This window comes from Stenotrophomonas sp. DDT-1, assembly GCF_001580555.1.
Taxonomy (GTDB): Bacteria; Pseudomonadota; Gammaproteobacteria; order Xanthomonadales; family Xanthomonadaceae; genus Stenotrophomonas; species Stenotrophomonas sepilia.
This window is the reverse complement of sequence record NZ_LEKR01000038.1, coordinates 30,630-46,636: the sequence shown is the minus strand read 5'-3', so window position 1 is coordinate 46,636 and position 16,007 is coordinate 30,630. Positions and strand designations below refer to the sequence as shown.

At 66.9% G+C, this 16,007-nt stretch carries 20 protein-coding genes; 17 read left to right on the top strand and 3 right to left on the bottom strand.

Features of this window, described 5'->3' with window-relative positions:
* Nucleotides 1–6 precede the first annotated feature (6 nt).
* From AB839_RS21755 to truD, 6 genes are all read left to right on the top strand, one after another.
* Complete coding sequence (locus AB839_RS21755) at nt 7–336, top strand: hypothetical protein (RefSeq protein ID WP_061480167.1); 330 nt, start codon at nt 7–9, stop codon at nt 334–336.
* 96 nt (nt 337–432) lie between these two features.
* Entirely contained in the window at nt 433–1,725 is a 1,293-nt protein-coding gene (eno, locus tag AB839_RS16340; RefSeq protein ID WP_061480166.1) for a phosphopyruvate hydratase, read from the top strand.
* Between the two features lie 4 nt (nt 1,726–1,729).
* The gene (ftsB, locus tag AB839_RS16335; protein ID WP_005416028.1) at nt 1,730–2,083 is read left to right on the top strand and encodes a cell division protein FtsB; all 354 of its coding nucleotides are present in this window, start codon (nt 1,730–1,732) and stop codon (nt 2,081–2,083) included.
* Nucleotides 2,080–2,778, top strand: coding sequence for a 2-C-methyl-D-erythritol 4-phosphate cytidylyltransferase (gene ispD, locus AB839_RS16330; RefSeq protein WP_005416029.1), 699 nt, complete (start codon nt 2,080–2,082; stop codon nt 2,776–2,778). The genes ftsB and ispD overlap by 4 nt, the downstream gene beginning before the upstream one ends.
* A 34-nt stretch (nt 2,779–2,812) precedes the next feature.
* Nucleotides 2,813–3,310 (top strand): 2-C-methyl-D-erythritol 2,4-cyclodiphosphate synthase, encoded by a 498-nt coding sequence (ispF, locus tag AB839_RS16325; RefSeq protein WP_061480165.1) that lies wholly within the window; start codon nt 2,813–2,815, stop codon nt 3,308–3,310.
* A complete protein-coding gene (gene truD, locus AB839_RS16320; protein WP_061480164.1) occupies nt 3,307–4,338 on the top strand; it encodes a tRNA pseudouridine(13) synthase TruD in 1,032 nt (343 codons plus the stop codon). Before ispF ends, truD begins: the two co-directional genes overlap by 4 nt.
* Before the next feature lie 70 nt (nt 4,339–4,408).
* Here truD and AB839_RS16315 read toward each other — a convergent pair whose 3' ends face one another.
* Nucleotides 4,409–4,948 (bottom strand): Smr/MutS family protein, encoded by a 540-nt coding sequence (locus tag AB839_RS16315; RefSeq protein WP_061480163.1) that lies wholly within the window; start codon nt 4,946–4,948, stop codon nt 4,409–4,411.
* A gap of 209 nt (nt 4,949–5,157) precedes the next feature.
* Here AB839_RS16315 and surE point away from each other — a divergent pair, with 209 nt between their 5' ends.
* Genes surE through AB839_RS16295 form a run of 4 tightly spaced genes read left to right on the top strand, consistent with a single transcriptional unit; the run spans nt 5,158 to nt 8,023 of the window.
* Nucleotides 5,158–5,937: a 5'/3'-nucleotidase SurE gene (gene surE / locus AB839_RS16310; protein ID WP_061480162.1), complete on the top strand. Its 780-nt coding sequence runs from the start codon at nt 5,158–5,160 to the stop codon at nt 5,935–5,937.
* On the top strand, nt 5,934–6,611 hold the full coding sequence (locus AB839_RS16305; RefSeq protein WP_061480161.1) for a protein-L-isoaspartate(D-aspartate) O-methyltransferase: 678 nt from the start codon (nt 5,934–5,936) through the stop codon (nt 6,609–6,611). Before surE ends, AB839_RS16305 begins: the two co-directional genes overlap by 4 nt.
* A gap of 18 nt (nt 6,612–6,629) precedes the next feature.
* Nucleotides 6,630–7,244 carry a YqaA family protein gene (locus AB839_RS16300; protein WP_005416033.1) on the top strand — a complete coding sequence of 205 codons (615 nt, stop codon included), beginning with the start codon at nt 6,630–6,632 and terminating at the stop codon, nt 7,242–7,244.
* Nucleotides 7,241–8,023 carry a peptidoglycan DD-metalloendopeptidase family protein gene (locus AB839_RS16295; RefSeq protein WP_005416034.1) on the top strand — a complete coding sequence of 261 codons (783 nt, stop codon included), beginning with the start codon at nt 7,241–7,243 and terminating at the stop codon, nt 8,021–8,023. Before AB839_RS16300 ends, AB839_RS16295 begins: the two co-directional genes overlap by 4 nt.
* 138 nt (nt 8,024–8,161) lie before the next feature.
* Here AB839_RS16295 and AB839_RS16290 read toward each other — a convergent pair whose 3' ends face one another.
* The gene (locus AB839_RS16290; protein ID WP_061480160.1) at nt 8,162–8,536 is read right to left on the bottom strand and encodes an Mth938-like domain-containing protein; all 375 of its coding nucleotides are present in this window, start codon (nt 8,534–8,536) and stop codon (nt 8,162–8,164) included.
* Between the two features lie 13 nt (nt 8,537–8,549).
* Complete coding sequence (yhbY, locus tag AB839_RS16285) at nt 8,550–8,855, bottom strand: ribosome assembly RNA-binding protein YhbY (protein ID WP_057495897.1); 306 nt, start codon at nt 8,853–8,855, stop codon at nt 8,550–8,552.
* A gap of 65 nt (nt 8,856–8,920) precedes the next feature.
* Here yhbY and rlmE point away from each other — a divergent pair, with 65 nt between their 5' ends.
* The 7 genes from rlmE to hflX all read left to right on the top strand — a co-directional run bounded on the left by rlmE (nt 8,921) and on the right by hflX (nt 15,993).
* Nucleotides 8,921–9,553, top strand: a complete 633-nt coding sequence (gene rlmE / locus AB839_RS16280; protein WP_006431652.1) for a 23S rRNA (uridine(2552)-2'-O)-methyltransferase RlmE — start codon at nt 8,921–8,923, stop codon at nt 9,551–9,553.
* 69 nt (nt 9,554–9,622) lie between these two features.
* Entirely contained in the window at nt 9,623–11,557 is a 1,935-nt protein-coding gene (gene ftsH, locus AB839_RS16275; protein ID WP_061480159.1) for an ATP-dependent zinc metalloprotease FtsH, read from the top strand.
* 102 nt (nt 11,558–11,659) lie between these two features.
* Nucleotides 11,660–11,845, top strand: coding sequence for a hypothetical protein (locus AB839_RS16270; protein WP_061480158.1), 186 nt, complete (start codon nt 11,660–11,662; stop codon nt 11,843–11,845).
* A gap of 600 nt (nt 11,846–12,445) precedes the next feature.
* Nucleotides 12,446–13,342: a dihydropteroate synthase gene (folP, locus tag AB839_RS16265; RefSeq protein ID WP_061480157.1), complete on the top strand. Its 897-nt coding sequence runs from the start codon at nt 12,446–12,448 to the stop codon at nt 13,340–13,342.
* Nucleotides 13,342–14,295, top strand: a complete 954-nt coding sequence (gene miaA, locus AB839_RS16260) for a tRNA (adenosine(37)-N6)-dimethylallyltransferase MiaA (protein ID WP_061480156.1) — start codon at nt 13,342–13,344, stop codon at nt 14,293–14,295. Before folP ends, miaA begins: the two co-directional genes overlap by 1 nt.
* 97 nt (nt 14,296–14,392) lie before the next feature.
* Nucleotides 14,393–14,668, top strand: a complete 276-nt coding sequence (hfq, locus tag AB839_RS16255) for an RNA chaperone Hfq (RefSeq protein ID WP_004152891.1) — start codon at nt 14,393–14,395, stop codon at nt 14,666–14,668.
* 14 nt (nt 14,669–14,682) lie between these two features.
* Nucleotides 14,683–15,993 carry a ribosome rescue GTPase HflX gene (gene hflX / locus AB839_RS16250; protein ID WP_061480155.1) on the top strand — a complete coding sequence of 437 codons (1,311 nt, stop codon included), beginning with the start codon at nt 14,683–14,685 and terminating at the stop codon, nt 15,991–15,993.
* Nucleotides 15,994–16,007: the final 14 nt, after the last annotated feature.

Genomic DNA, 16,007 nt, shown 5'->3' with positions numbered 1-16,007 from the left:
GTTCTGATGAATGCGACCCTGGCAACCCGTGATCGGCCCTGGGGCCTGATCGCGCTGGCGCTGGCTGTTCTTGCCTGGGCCGGCCTGATGGCAGCTGTATTCGCCTTCGCCGCCAGTTTCGGTTCGCCCGGGGATGGCAGCCATGGCATGCAGGCCATGCAGTACTGGATCCTGGCTGCACTGACCATGCTCGTGCTGTCCTTTGTTGGCAGCCTGGTGGCGATGGTGATGGCCTGGCGTTGCCGCCGCGGCGGCGTATTGGCCGCCATTGCCGGTGGCCTGCTGGTGGTACTGGTGTCGTTGATCCTGATGGTGATCGGGGCCACTCTGGCCTGACGGCGCCTGCGCCATTTGGCAAGTGGCGGGCAGCCGGGGATAATCACGCGGCATTCGTTTTGTCGCCCCCTCTCCAGACAGGTAACCGGCCCGACCATGAGTACGATCCGCAGCATCCACGCCCGTGAAATCCTCGACAGCCGTGGCAATCCCACGCTGGAAGCCGAAGTCATCCTGGAGGACGGTTCGTTCGGTCGCGCCGCGGTTCCCTCCGGCGCCTCGACCGGTACCAAGGAAGCGGTCGAGCTGCGTGACGGCGACAAGACCCGTTACCTGGGCAAGGGCGTGCGCAAGGCCGTGGACAACGTCAACACCACGATTGCCGCCGCGCTGAAGGGCTTCGAAGCCACCGACCAGGCCGGCCTCGACCGTCGCCTGATCGATCTGGACGGCACCGAGAACAAGGGGCGGCTGGGTGCCAACGCGCTGCTGGGTGTTTCGATGGCCGCCGCGCACGCCGCCGCCGCATCCAGCAAGCAGGCGCTGTGGCAGTACCTGGCTGCCCGGACCGGCGTGGCGCCGTCGCTGCCGGTGCCGATGATGAACATCATCAACGGCGGCGCGCATGCCGACAACAACGTCGACTTCCAGGAGTTCATGGTGCTGCCGGTGGGCTTCACCTCGTTCTCCGAAGCATTGCGCGCTGGTACCGAAATCTTCCATTCGCTGAAGTCGGTGCTGAAGGGCCACGGCCTGAGCACGGCGGTGGGCGACGAAGGCGGATTCGCGCCGGACTTCCGCAGCAACGTCGAAGCGCTGGACACCATCCTCGAAGCGATCGGCAAGGCTGGCTACACCGCCGGTGAAGACGTGCTGCTGGGCCTGGACGTGGCCTCCAGTGAGTTCTTCGAGAACGGCAAGTACAACCTGGTCGGCGAGAACAAGCGCCTGACCTCCGAACAGTTCGTCGACTTCCTCGCCGACTGGGCCGCGCAGTACCCGATCATCACGATCGAAGACGGCCTGGCCGAGAACGACTGGGCGGGCTGGAAGCTGCTGACCGACCGCATCGGCAAGAAGGTGCAGCTGGTCGGTGACGACCTGTTCGTGACCAACCCGAAGATCTTCCAGGAAGGCATCGACTCGGGCACCGCCAACGCGATCCTGATCAAGGTCAACCAGATCGGCACCCTCAGCGAAACCCTGGAAGCGATCGCCATGGCCGACCGCGCCGGCTATGCCGCCGTGGTCTCGCACCGCTCGGGCGAAACCGAAGACACCACCATCGCCGATATCGCGGTGGCCACTACCGCCACCCAGATCAAGACCGGCTCGCTGTGCCGCAGCGATCGCGTGGCCAAGTACAACCAGCTGCTGCGCATCGAGGAAGCCCTCGGCGCCCGCGCGCGTTACGCCGGTCGTGACGCGTTCGTTTCGCTGAAGCGCTGAGCCGATGCGCGACTGGCGCTGGATGCTGCTGGTGCTGGCCCTGTTGCTGGGCTGGCTGCAGTACCGCTTCTGGTTCGGTCCGGGCAATTCGGGTGAAGTGATGATGCTCGAAGCCCAGGTCGCCAACCAGGAGCGGGACAATGAGGGCCTGCAGCAGCGCAACGACGCGCTGGCCGCCGAAGTGAAGGACCTCAAGGAAGGCCAGTCCGCCATCGAGGAACGCGCGCGCAGCGAGCTGGGCATGATCAAGCCCGGCGAGAAGTTCTACCGCGTGGTCGAGGATGCGCCGGTCCGTCCGGCGCAGCCCGCTGCAGGCGTCACTGTCCAGGCCGGCGATCACCCGGCGGACGTTCCATGAGCGCGGCGATCTGGGTGGTGGTTCCGGCTGCCGGCCGTGGCGCCCGCTTTGGTGCGCCGCTGCCCAAGCAGTACCTGCAGGCGGGCGGGCAGATCCTGCTCGCCCATACCCTGGACGCGCTGCTGGCGCATCCGGCCGTGGCCGGCGCAATGGTGGTGATCGGCCAGGACGATGGCGACTGGCCGGGCTGGAGCGAATGGGCCGGCAAACCGGTACTGACCTGCATCGGTGGCGCGACCCGTGCCGCCTCGGTGCTGGCCGGGCTGCAGGCACTGCCGGACTCGGTGCGCGCCGACGAATTCGTGCTGGTCCACGACGCCGCGCGACCCAACCTGTCGCTGGCCGATCTTGGCCGCCTGCTTGAAGTCGGGCGTGCCGATCCGGTCGGGGCGATCCTGGCCGCACCGGTGCGCGACACCCTCAAACGTGCGGGCGACGACGGTGGCATCGATGGCACCGAACCGCGCGAGCGGCTGTGGCGTGCGCTGACACCACAGCTGTTCCGCCGCCACCAGCTCAGCCGCGCGCTGTCTGACGCCGCCGCTGCCGGTGTTGAAGTCACCGACGAGGCCATGGCCATGGAGCGCCAGGGCCAGCGCCCGCTGCTGGTGGAAGGCAGCGAGGACAACTTCAAGGTCACCACCCCGGCCGATCTGGACCGGTTCGAATTCGTACTTTCCCGCCGCGCCGGCTGACTGCCTGCGCGGCCCTGCTGCAAGGGCTGCATCCATGAGCACCGCACCGTTCCCGCCCGTCCGTATCGGCCAGGGCTACGACGTCCATGCCTTCGGTGAAGGCGATCACATCATGCTCGGCGGGGTGAACGTGCCGCACAGCTGCGGCGTGCTGGCGCACAGCGACGGCGACGTGATCCTGCACGCCTTGTGCGATGCGATGCTCGGTGCGCTGGCGCTGGGCGATATCGGCCAGCATTTCCCGCCGAGCGATGATCGCTGGAAGGGCGCCGACAGCAGCGATTTCGTGCGCCATTGCGACAGCCTGCTGCGCGAGCGTGGCTGGCGCGTTGGCAACACCGACATCACCGTGATCTGCGAGCGGCCGAAGGTTGGCCCGCATGCGCTGGCCATGCGTGAGCGCATTGGTGGGTTGCTGCAGCTGCCGCTGGACGCGGTCAGCGTCAAGGCCACCACCTCGGAGAAGCTGGGCTTCACCGGCCGCAGTGAAGGCATCGCCGCGCAGGCGGTCGTGTTGCTGGTGGCGGCATGATCCCGCTGCCGTTGGCGTTTGGTGCGCCGCTGTTGACGGCACGCATCCGCACCACGCCGGACGATTTCCAGGTGGATGAACTGCCGGCCTTCGAGGCCACCGGTGAAGGCGAGCACCTGCTGCTGCACATCCGCAAGCGCGGCGCCAACACCGTGCATGTGGCCAAGCTGCTGGCCAAGTGGGCGGGCCTGCCGGAAATGGCGGTGAGCTACGCCGGCATGAAGGATCGGCATGCGGTCACCACCCAGCGTTTCAGCGTGCACCTGCCCAAGCGCATCGCACCGGACCTGGCCGAGCTGGCCAGCGACGAGATCGAGGTGCTCGACGCGACCTGGCACAACCGCAAGCTGCAGCGCGGCGCACTGGCCGGCAACCGCTTCAGGCTGGTGCTGCGCGAGGTGCAGGGCGATGCTGCGGCGATCAGCGAGCGCCTGCAGCAGATCGCCGGGCGCGGCCTGCCGAACTGGTTTGGCGAGCAGCGCTTCGGCCGCGACGGCGGCAACGTGCCTGCGGCATTGGCGATGTTCGGTGGCCGCCGCATGCGCAAGGACCAGCGTTCGCTGCTGCTGTCAGCCGCGCGCTCGGCGCTGTTCAATCGTGTGCTCGCCGCGCGCGTGGAGCAGGGCAACTGGGATCAACCGCTGGACGGTGAAGTGTGGATGCTCGATGGCAGCCGCAGCGTGTTCGGCCCCGAACCCTACACCGACGTGCTGGCCGAGCGCCTGGCGCGTTTCGACATCCATCCCAGCGCGCCGCTGTGGGGCGAAGGCGAGCTGCGCAGCGCCGACGCTGCACGTGAGCTGGAGCTGGCCGCGCTGGACGACGAGGAATCGAAGGCGCTGCGCGCTGGCCTGGAAGACGCACGGCTGAAGCAGGAGCGCCGCGCGCTGCGCCTGCGCCCGGCATTGCTGCAGCATCAATGGCTGGCCAGTGATGTACTGGAACTCTCGTTCGCGTTGCCGCCGGGCTGCTACGCCACCGCCGTGCTGCACGAACTAGGCCCCGTCGAAGACGCCGCGCAGGCCTGACAGAAAAAGGGGACGGAGGGAGTCAACTCGTTTGTGGCACAAACGACTTGATTCCCTCCGTCCCTGTTTCTCAACGCCGTGCCAGCAGCACCAGCACCGCGCCGGTGCCGCCTTGCCCGGCCGGCGCCGAATGAAACGCCAGCACGTCGTTGCGCAGCCGCAGCAGACGATCGACCAGGTTCTTCAGCACCGGTGCACCGCCATCGGACTGCAGGCCCTTGCCGTGGATGATGCGCACGCAGCCATACTCGTGTGCATGCGCTTCCAGCAGGAACTGGCGCAGCAGGGTTTCCGCCTGCGCGGCGGTGGCGCCGTGCAGGTCCAGCTCATCCTGCAACGAATACTGGCCGCGCTTGAGACGCTGGAACAGGCGCGGTGGCAGGTTGTCGCGGCGGTAGCTGGCCACGTCGCCCGCTTCCAGCGGCGTACTGTCGCGCAGCAGCCGGGCGAACTCGCCCGCGGCTTCGGCGTCGTCGCGTTCGGCCATGCGTGCGCGCGGCTTCGGCCGGGGCGCAGCAGGTGCCGGTTCGGCATCCTTGCGCAGCGGCGTCACTTCACCGATGGCCGCACGGAACAGCGCGGCCGGATCTTCGTCTTCAGGGTGCGACATGCGCACAGGGTAAACCGCCGGCGCGGGTCTGCCTATGACGGTTCGATGTCGGCCGTGACCGCCGGCAGGGTAGGACCGGCGGCTCGCATGCGGCACAATAGACGATGCCCTTGCAGGGTCGACGGCTTCCGCAGGGGAGTACGACGGTCCCGCCCACACTGCACGGTGACGGAATCGAATTCTTGGAAAATCAAGCGGTTAAATCGAAGATGCGAATCCTGGTCAGTAATGACGATGGTGTCGACGCCGCAGGCATCCGGATGCTTGCTTCGGTGCTGCGCGAGGCTGGACACGAAGTCACGGTGGTCGCGCCTGATCGCGATCGCTCCGGTGCCAGCAACTCGCTGACCCTGGACCTTCCGATCCGGCTCAAGCGCATCGACCATTACACCGTCTCGGTGGCGGGCACGCCGACCGACTGCGTGCATCTGGCGCTGACCGGCCTGCTTGAATTCGAGCCGGACATCGTCGTGTCAGGCATCAACAACGCCGCCAACCTCGGCGACGACGTGATCTATTCCGGCACCGTCTCGGCGGCGATGGAAGGCCGCTTCCTCGGCCTGCCGGCGGTGGCGGTCTCGCTGGTCACCCGCAACCACGATCCGAAGCACTTCGACACCGCCGCGCGTGCCGCAGTGGAGATCGTGGCCCGGCTCAAGGCCGATCCGCTGCCGGCCGACACCATCCTCAACGTCAACGTGCCGGATCTGCCGTGGAGCGAGGTCCAGGGCTTCGAGGTCACCCGCCTTGGCAACCGCCATCGTGCCGAAGGCTGCATCGCGCAGAAGGATCCGCGCGGCAACGACGTGTACTGGATCGGCCCTGCCGGGCGCGAGCAGGACTCCGGCCCGGGTACCGACTTCCACGCGGTGCGTACTGGCCACATCTCGATCACCCCGATCCAGGTGGACCTGACCCGCTACCAGGCGCTGGAGAAAGTGGCCAGCTGGGTGGGTGGCCTCAGCGCCGCGCTGGACCGGCCGGCATGAGTCCACGCCTGCGACTGCAGCCGGAAGCTGTCGGCATCGGCATGACCTCGCAGCGCGTGCGTGACCGTCTGGTCGATCGCCTGCGCGAAGCTGGCATCGTCGACGAGTCCACCTTGAACGCAATCCGGGTAGTGCCGCGCCACCTGTTCATCGATGAAGCACTGGCCTCGCGTGCCTATGAGGACACCGCGCTGCCGATCGGCCATGGCCAGACCATCTCGCAGCCCTGGGTGGTCGCCCGGATGACCGAGGCGGTGCTCCAGGTCGCGCCGAAGCGCGTGCTGGAAGTCGGCACCGGCTCGGGCTACCAGGCCGCCATCCTGGGCGCGCTGGGCCTGGAGGTCTACACCGTGGAGCGAATCGGTGACCTGTTGCGGCAGGCACGCAAGCGCTTCCGCGCACTGGGCATGAACATCCGCACCAAGCATGACGACGGTCGCGCCGGATGGGCCGAGCACGGTCCGTTCGATGCCATCGTGGTCACCGCCGCGGCGCCTGCACTGGTCGATGAACTGGTCGGGCAGCTGGCTGAAGGGGGGCGCCTGGTGGCGCCGGTGGGTGGCCCGGGCGGACAGTCGCTGGTGCAGCTGGACCGCAAGCCCGATGGCAGCATCGAACAACACGTGCTGGCGCCGGTCACGTTCGTGCCGCTGCTGTCTGGCATGCTCGACTAATCCACGGAGCAGGGTTGCATGAAGATTTTCGGGCCGCTGTACGAGCGGGCGATGAAGTGGGCGGCGCACGAACGCGCGCCGACCTATCTGACGGTATTGAGTTTCTTTGAAGCGATCATCTTCCCGGTGATGCCGGAAGTGATGCTGGCACCGATGTGCGTGGCCCAGCCCAAGCGTGGCTGGTGGTTCGCCACCCTCAGCCTGGCGGGCTCGATGGTCGGCGCGCTGGTTGGTTATGCGCTGGGTCATTACGCTTTCGAGGCGATCAAGCCAGTGTTCGAGGCGCTGGGCATGCTTCCAGCGATCGAGCAGGGCATCACCACCGTGCAGGCGAAGATGGCCGAATCACCGTGGGCGGTGTTCACCTTCCTGGTGCTGGGCGGCTTCATGCCGATCCCGATGAAGGTCTTCACGTGGGCATCGGGTATCGTCGGCGTACCGATGCCGCAGTACCTGTTGAGCATGTTGATCGGTCGTGGCAAGCGCGTGTTCGTGCTGGCCGCGGTCATCCGTATCGGTGGTGCGCGTGCCGAAGCGGCGCTGCGTCGCTGGATTGAACCGCTGGGCTGGATCGCCACCGTGCTGGTGGTGGTGCTGATCGCCTGGCTTGTATGGAGGTCGAAGTTCGCATGAATCCTGATCGTCTGAGCAAGGGAGTGCGCATCGGCGCGCTGGCGTTGCTGGTTTCCACACTGGCCGCCTGCGGTACCGCCACCGTGGTCCGCCCGGGCGGCGGCAACGCTGGTGGCGTGACCACGCCGAAGACCTCGGTACCCAAGCCTGGGCAGACCGTGGTGGTGCGCAAGGGCGACACCATCTATGCGCTGGCCCGCATCCATGACATCACCCCGGCCGACCTGATTGCCTGGAATCGTCTGGACAACCCGTCGACCATCTACCCCGGCCAGGTGATCCGCCTGTATCCGCAGGGGGCCACCAGCGGCCGTGCGCCGACCACGGTGGTCACCCCGCCGCGTTCGGCTGGCAGCAGTGGCGGCAGCACCGCGCCGGCCCCGGCGCCGGTCGGGCCGGTGAAGAGCAACATCGCCTGGCGCTGGCCAGCCGATGGCGCGATCGTCGGCCGCTACGTGGCCGGTGACGCGACCAAGCAGGGCGTGGACATCGCCGGCACCAGCGGCCAGCCGGTCAAGGCAACCGCCAACGGTGTGGTGGTGTACTCCGGTGCCGGCCTGGTCGGCTACGGCGAACTGATCATCATCAAGCACAGCGACCAGTGGCTGTCCGCCTATGGTCACAACCGCAAGCGCCTGGTGAATGAAGGGCAGAGCGTGAAGGCTGGCGAGCAGATCGCCGAAATGGGCCGCACCGGTGCGAACCGCGACATGGTCCACTTCGAGATTCGCTACAACGGCAAGCCGGTCGATCCGCAGCAGTACCTGCCGGCACGCTGATCACCGTGTGATCGGGTAGCGCCGGGTCACGCCCGGCGGCTTTCCGCGCCGCGTCGCGGCGCCGCCCGAGCATGGGCTCGGGCGCTACAGAGTACGTGTGATCCAGGGTACCGCCGGGCCATGCCCGGCGACGCCACGTCAGCCTTCGAGAATGAAGGCGGCGGCGACCTTGCGGCCTTCGCCGGCCAGGATGTTGAAGGTGCGTGCGGCAGCCGGATTGTTCATCACTTCCAGGCCGATGCCGCGGGACAGGCAGGCGGCCATTACCACCGCCGGCGGGAACACCTGGCGGTCACCGGTACCCAGCACGATCAGCGCCGGGTTCAGCGCCAGGATCGGCTCGAGGTCCGCCAGCTGCAACGCAGCGGCACTCGCCACCGGCCAATGCGCGACCAGCTGGTCCGGGGTCAGGAAGAAGCTGCCGTCCAGCACCTGGTCATTGACCTTGGCCGAGCGGCCATCGGCGGCGCGCAGGCTGTAGGCGTAGTCGGGCGGTTCGTGGTTCAGCTGCATGACGGTAGGGCGATCAGCCGCGCGGCAGCACGATCTGGCGCTGTTCCCTGCTCGGGCGGTACAGCACGGCGACGTGGCCGATGCGCTGCACCAGCGCGCTCCCGGTGGCTTCGACGATCTCGCCGATCATCACGTCACGGGCGTCGCGATCCTCGGCGGCGACCTTCACCTTGACCAGTTCGTGGCGCTCCAGCACTTCGTTCAGCTCAGCGATGAAGGCCGGGGTCACGCCCTTGCCGCCGGTCTGCAGCAGGGCCTTCAGGTCGTGGGCTTGGCCGCGCAGGAAACGGGTCTGGGAGGCGGTCAGGGCGATGGACATGCAGGAAAACACGGTTGAATGGGGCGATCAGGGTATCATGAGGACCCCATCAGCCCCTATTTTCAATGGCTACCCGCAGCAAAAGCAGCCAGCGCTGGCTCAAGGAACACTTCTCCGACCCCTTCGTGAAGAAGGCGCAGGCCGAAGGCATGCGCTCGCGCGCCGCCTACAAGCTCGAAGAGCTGCTTGAACGTGACCGGCTGCTGAAGCCGCACATGGTGGTGGTCGACCTCGGCGCGGCACCGGGCGGCTGGTCTCAGCAGGTTCGGAGACAGATTGGCGACACCGGCCGCGTGCTGGCCCTGGACATCCTGGACATGCCGCCGCTGGCCGGCGTGGAGTTCCTTCATGGTGACTTCAGGGAAGAAGCCGTCCTATCGCAGTTTGAAGCCATGCTCGGGGATCAGCCGGTAGACCTTGTGCTGTCGGACATGGCCCCCAATAAGAGTGGTGTAGGCGCGGTCGACCAGCCGCGGATGATGCACCTGGCGGAGCTGGCCCTGGATTTTGCCGACAACCACCTGAAGACCGGTGGGGCATTCCTGATCAAGCTGTTCCAGGGCGAGGGCTTTGACGACTACGTGCGCGAGATGCGCCGCCGGTACGACAAGGTCTCCATCCGCAAGCCGGAAGCCTCGCGCAAGCGCTCTCCCGAGGTGTACGCCTTGGGTCAGGGAAAACGCGCCCACATGAAGTAAGCTCGCAATGTACGCAAGTTCGACCCCCACGCAACGCCAGCACTGAGAGGAACACCGGAGCCAATGAGGATGAACGACTTGACCAAGAACCTCCTGCTATGGGTGGTCGTCGCCGTCGTGCTGATGGTGGTCTTCCAGAGCTTCTCGCCGAAGTCCTCCGGAGCCGGCGCGCAGGGTGCGTCGTACTCGCAGTTCCTGGACCAGGTGGACAGCGGCAACGTGCAGAAGGTCGCTTTCGGCGGCGACATGCGCGGCGGCACCAGCCAGCTGACCTACACCACCCGCGGCGGGCAGACATCCACCATCACCGCACCGTTCGATCGCGACCTGATCAACGTGCTGCGCACCAAGAACGTGGAGATCGTGCAGGAGGAGCCGTCCAGCGGCATCTCCCTGGGCGCGATCCTGATGAATTTCCTGCCGGTCATCCTGATCATCGGCTTCTGGTTGTTCATCATGCGGCAGATGCAGGGCGGGGGCGGCGGTGCCAAGGGCGCGATGTCCTTCGGCAAGTCGCGCGCCAAGCTGCAGGGCGAAGACCAGATCAAGGTCACCTTCGCCGACGTCGCCGGCTGCGATGAGGCCAAGGAAGAAGTGGGCGAGCTGGTCGACTTCCTGCGCGACCCGTCCAAGTTCACCAAGCTGGGCGGCAAGATTCCGCGCGGCGTGCTGATGGTGGGCCCGCCGGGTACCGGCAAGACGCTGCTGGCCAAGGCCATTGCCGGCGAAGCCAAGGTGCCGTTCTTCTCGATCTCCGGTTCGGACTTCGTGGAAATGTTCGTGGGCGTCGGCGCCAGCCGCGTGCGTGACATGTTCGAGCAGGCCAAGAAGCATGCCCCGTGCATCATCTTCATCGACGAAATCGACGCCGTCGGTCGCCACCGTGGCGCCGGCCTGGGCGGCGGTCATGACGAGCGCGAGCAGACCCTGAACCAGCTGCTCGTCGAAATGGATGGTTTCGAGGGTGGCGAAGGCGTGATCGTGATCGCCGCGACCAACCGCCCGGACGTGCTGGACCCGGCGCTGCTGCGTCCGGGCCGTTTCGACCGCCAGGTCGTGGTTGGCCTGCCGGACGTGAAGGGCCGTGAGCACATCCTGAAGGTCCACATGCGCAAGCTGCCGCTCGCCGACGATGTCGAGCCGATGGTGATCGCGCGGGGTACCCCGGGCTTCTCCGGTGCTGATCTGGCCAACCTGTGCAACGAGGCGGCCCTGTTCGCCGCGCGTGGCAACGAGAAGGAAGTCCGCATGGACCACTTCGACCGTGCCCGTGACAAGATCCTGATGGGTGCCGAGCGCCGCTCGATGGCCATGAGCGAAGAAGAGAAGACCCTGACCGCCTACCACGAAGCCGGCCACGCCATCGTCGGCCGCCTGGTGCCCGAGCACGACCCTGTCTACAAGGTCACGATCATCCCGCGCGGCCGTGCGCTGGGCGTGACCATGTACCTGCCGGAAGGCGACAAGTATTCGATGAACCGCGTGGCGATCAAGTCGCAGCTGTGCTCGCTGTACGGTGGTCGTGTGGCCGAGGAGCTGATCTTCGGTGCCGACAAGGTCACCACGGGCGCTTCCAACGACATCGAACGCGCCACCAAGATGGCCCGCAACATGGTCACCAAGTGGGGCCTGTCCGACCAGCTCGGCCCGATCGCCTATGGCGAAGAGGATGACGAGGTGTTCCTGGGCCGATCGGTCACCCAGCACAAGAGCGTGTCCAACGACACCGCGCGCCGCATCGATGAGGAAGTGCGCAAGATCCTCGACGAGGCCTACGCGCGCACCACCGAGCTGATGACGGCCAACCTGGACAAGCTGCACGCGATGTCCCAGCTGCTGCTGCAGTACGAGACGATCGACGCGCCGCAGATCGACGCCATCATGGAAGGCCGCGATCCGCCGCCGCCGGCCGGCTGGAGCAAGTCGAACAAGGATGGTGGCAACGACAAGGACGGCGACGCCCGTCCGCTGCCGCCGATCGCGGGCCCGGCCGAATCGCACTGACGGTCCGCTGCGCGTGACACCAGACGAGGCCGGGGCAACCCGGCTTCGTCGTTTCCGGGCTACCGGCCCATTCCGAAGAACCGAACTGACGCTGGAGCCCGCATGTCTGCCCCGAAGCCCGAACCGATTTCCCACACCGCCGAAATGGTCATCGCCACCGTGGTCGGCGTGGGTGTGGGCCTCGGAGCCGACAATCTGCTGCTGGGCTGCGTGGTGGGTATCGCGGTCGGCATCGTGCTGAGCATCGCCAGGACCCTGTACGTGGACCGCAGGCGCCGCCGCCGTTGAAGGGTGTCGGCAGGGCTGCGCCCTGCACCCGTGGTAGTGCCGGCCACTGGCCGGCAACCTCAATAGCAAAAGCAAAAGCAAAAGCAAAAGCAAAAGCAAAAGCGGGCTTTCCGTGGGATGGCGGGGCGGTGTCGGAGTGCGGGGACGCTGCAAGTACGTCCCTGTAAGCTTGGCAGCCGCATCCATGCGGCTGACACCCCGCCCTCCGACACCGCCCCACCTCTGACAGGTTTCTGCTGCTGTTGGTGGGTGTCGACCTTGGTCGACACGGCAGATCCACGCCATGCGTGGATGCATTTCGATTCCAATTCGAAATATTCGATTCCGATGGAGATTCAGCCACGCATGGCGTGGATCTACTGCAGATCGCGGAAATCTGTCGAAGGCGGGGTGGGTCCGGTTGCGGGGGCGTGAGCCGCATGGATGCGGCGACCGAGCTTACATGGACGTACTTGCAGCGGCCCCCGCAACCGGACCCACCCCGCCATTCTTCAGTGAACCCGCTGTTGCTCCGGCTGTTGCTGTCGCTCTGGCCTCTGCGGGTGCAGGGCGCAGCCCTGCCGAACTAAACTACCTTTCGTTGTCCCAGCAGGATTGCCCATGTTCGATACCTCGCCCCAGCTCGACTGCGCCGGCCGCATCCTGCGCCTCGACCGTGCCCAGGTCATGGGCATCGTCAACGTCACCCCGGACTCGTTTTCCGATGGTGGCGCGCACGACACCACCGAGGCCGCAGTCGCTCATGGCCTGAAGCTGGTCGAGGAGGGCGCGGACCTTCTCGATATCGGCGGCGAATCGACCCGCCCGGGCGCCACGCCGGTATCGGTCGAGGAGGAGCTGGGCCGGGTGATTCCGGTGGTCGAGCAGCTGGCGGCCCGGACCCACGTGCCGATCAGCATCGACACCTTCAAGCCGGAAGTGATGCGCGCGGCCGTGGCCGCTGGCGCCGGCATGATCAACGACATCTTCGGCCTGCGCCAGGAGGGGGCGCTGGACGCCGCCGCGGAAACCGGCGTGCCGGTAGTGCTGATGCACATGCAGGGCGAACCGGGCCACATGCAGGCCGATCCGCACTACGACGATGTGGTCGCCGAGGTGCACGGCTTCCTGGTGCAGCGCCTGTTCGCTGCCGAGATGGCAGGCATCGCGAAGAAGAACCTGCTGATCGACCTCGGTTTCGGCTTCGGCAAGACCACCGGCCACAACATGACCCTGCTGGCGCGTTCGGAGCGCTTTCTGGAGCTGGGCGTGCCGATGCTGGCCGGCCTGTCGCGCAAGCGCAGTCTCGGTGAACTGACCGGTCGCGATACGCCGTCCGAGCGGGTAGCGGCCTCGGTGGCCGCGCACCTGATCGCAGTCCAGCGTGGCGCGCGCATCGTACGCGTGCATGACGTGGCGGCCACAGTTGATGCGCTGAAGATCTGGCAGGCGGTGCAAGCCGTACCGACGCCGCGCGCCGACGCTGCGCCGACAATCCGCTGGCCGGACGAAGACTGATGGGTATCGATCGGCGGCCACTGGCGATCGCCGTGATGGGGCCGACCGCCAGTGGCAAGACCGCCACTGCGATCGCCCTGGCACGGCAGCTGGGTGGGGAAATCGTCAGCGTCGACTCGGCACTGGTGTACCGCCACCTGGACATCGGTTCGGCCAAGCCCGATGCGACGGAGCGCGCGCAGGCGCCGCACCATCTGCTGGACCTGCGTGACCCCTGGCAGACCTACTCGGCGGCCGAGTTCGCCGCCGATGCCGGGCGGGTCGTGGCCGACATCGTGGCGCGTGGCAGGACGCCGATCCTGGCCGGTGGCACCGGCCTGTACTTCCGGGCGCTGCTGCAGGGCCTGTCGCCGATGCCGGAGGCCGACCCGGCAATGCGCGAAGCGCTCAGCGCCGAGGCGGCCGAGCGTGGCTGGGCGGCACTGCACGCCGAGCTGGCCAAGGTCGACCCGGCCGCCGCCGCACGCATCCATGCCACCGATCCGCAACGCATCCAGCGGGCGCTGGAGGTCTATCGCCTGACCGGTATCCCCATTACTGAATGGCAGCGCCGGCCGGGCGTAGGGCCATTGCCGGTGCGCACCCTCAAGCTGATCCTCGCCCCACGCGACCGTGCGGTTCTTCACCAGCGCATCGAGGCGCGCTTCGACGCCATGCTGGGGCAGGGGTTTCTCGACGAGGTGCGGGCATTGCGCGCGATGCCGGAAATGGCTGCCGTGGCGGCGCCCCTGGACCTGCCGGCAGTGCGCGCGGTCGGCTATCGGCAGGCCTGGGAGTACCTGGATGGGGAGGGGGATGCCGCCCGTTTCCGTGACAAGGCGATCTTCGCCACCCGGCAACTGGCCAAGCGCCAGCTGACCTGGCTGCGCGGCGAGCTTGATGCGCGCTGGTTCGACCCCCATGTTGATGGGGAGCGCCTGGCCAGCGCGGTGTCGACCTTCGTCGCACGCTGAATCCCTGCCAGCCGTGTAACATCCATCGGTCGGCGGGCGGCTCGGGGGCCGCGGCAACCGTCGGCAACCCAATAAGAACAATAATCAGGAGTGTGCAATGTCCAAGGGGCAATCGCTGCAGGATCCTTTCTTGAACGCACTGCGGCGCGAACGCGTGCCGGTTTCGGTGTACCTGGTGAACGGCATCAAGCTGCAGGGCACGATCGAGTCGTTCGACCAGTTCGTGGTCCTGCTGCGCAACACGGTCAGTCAGATGGTCTACAAGCATGCCATTTCCACCGTCGTTCCGGCACGCAACGTAAAGGTCGGTCCGGGCGGTGGGTACGTGCAGTCGGGTGAAGGTGGTCAGGCAGGTGATGAAGCAGACGAGTAATACCGGAGCGGTGAATGTTTGACCGCTCGAAAAAGGGTGAACACGCCCTGTTGATCCAGCCCCATTTCGGCAAGCTGGAAGACGATGTGCTCGAAGAATTCGGTGATCTGGCCCGCTCGGCCGGGGCCAGCATCGCCGCGACGATCACTGCGCGCCTGGACCGTCCGAATCCGTCGACCCTGATCGGCAGCGGCAAGCTGGACGAGATCAAGGCTGCGGCCGACGCCAGCGGGGCCGACCTGATCCTGGTCAACCATGCATTGAGCCCGGGCCAGGAGCGCAACCTGGAACGTTTCCTCGAGCGCCGGGTGATCGACCGCACCGGCCTGATCCTGGACATCTTCGCCCAGCGTGCGCACAGCCACGAAGGCAAGCTGCAGGTCGAACTGGCACAGCTGCGCCACCTGGCTACGCGGCTGGTGCGCGGCTGGACCCATCTGGAGCGCCAGCGCGGCGGTTCGATCGGCCTGCGCGGCCCGGGTGAAACCCAGCTGGAAACCGACCGCCGCCTGCTGCAGAAGCGGGTGGAGCAGCTGCAGAAGCGCCTGGAAAAGGTCGAAGTGCAGCGCACCCAGATGCGCCGTGCGCGTGTGCGCAGCGAGCTGCCGCGCGTGGCCTTGGTGGGCTACACCAACGCCGGCAAGTCGACTCTGTTCAACGCCATGACCGGCGCTGAGGCCTATGCCGCCGACCAGCTGTTCGCAACGCTGGATCCGACCGTGCGCCGCATCGCGGTGCCGGGGGGCAACGTGGTGCTGGCCGATACCGTCGGCTTCGTCCGCGATCTGCCGCATGATCTGGTCGCGGCGTTCCGCTCGACCCTGTCCGAGGCGCGCGAGGCCGACTTCCTGCTGCATGTGGTCGACGCTGCCGATCCGCACCGCGAGGAGCGCATCGCCCAGGTTGACGAGGTGCTGACCGCAGTCGGTGCCGGTGACCTGCCGCAATTGCTGGTGTTCAACAAGATCGACCGCATCGACGGCGCCGACGTGCGCCACGATGGCCAGGACGGTATCCCGGATGAGTCGCGTCGTGAGCGGGTCTGGATTTCCGCGCGTGACGGGCGGGGGCTGGAGCTGCTGCAGGCGGTGCTGGGCAAGCGCCTGGGCCTGCAGCATGTCTCCGGCGAACTGCGCCTGCCGCCGGATGCCGGCCGCCTGCGCGCGCGCCTGCACCAGCTGGAAGTGATCCGCAGCGAGCAGGCTGATGAAGACGGTTGGCTGTTGCAGGTCGACCTGCCGATCGCCGAAGCTGAAAAGCTGGCCGCCAGTGCCGATGGCGCCCCGATCCGCGCGCTGCTGCCGGAAAAACCGCCGGAGTGGTGAGGTAGCGGCCGATG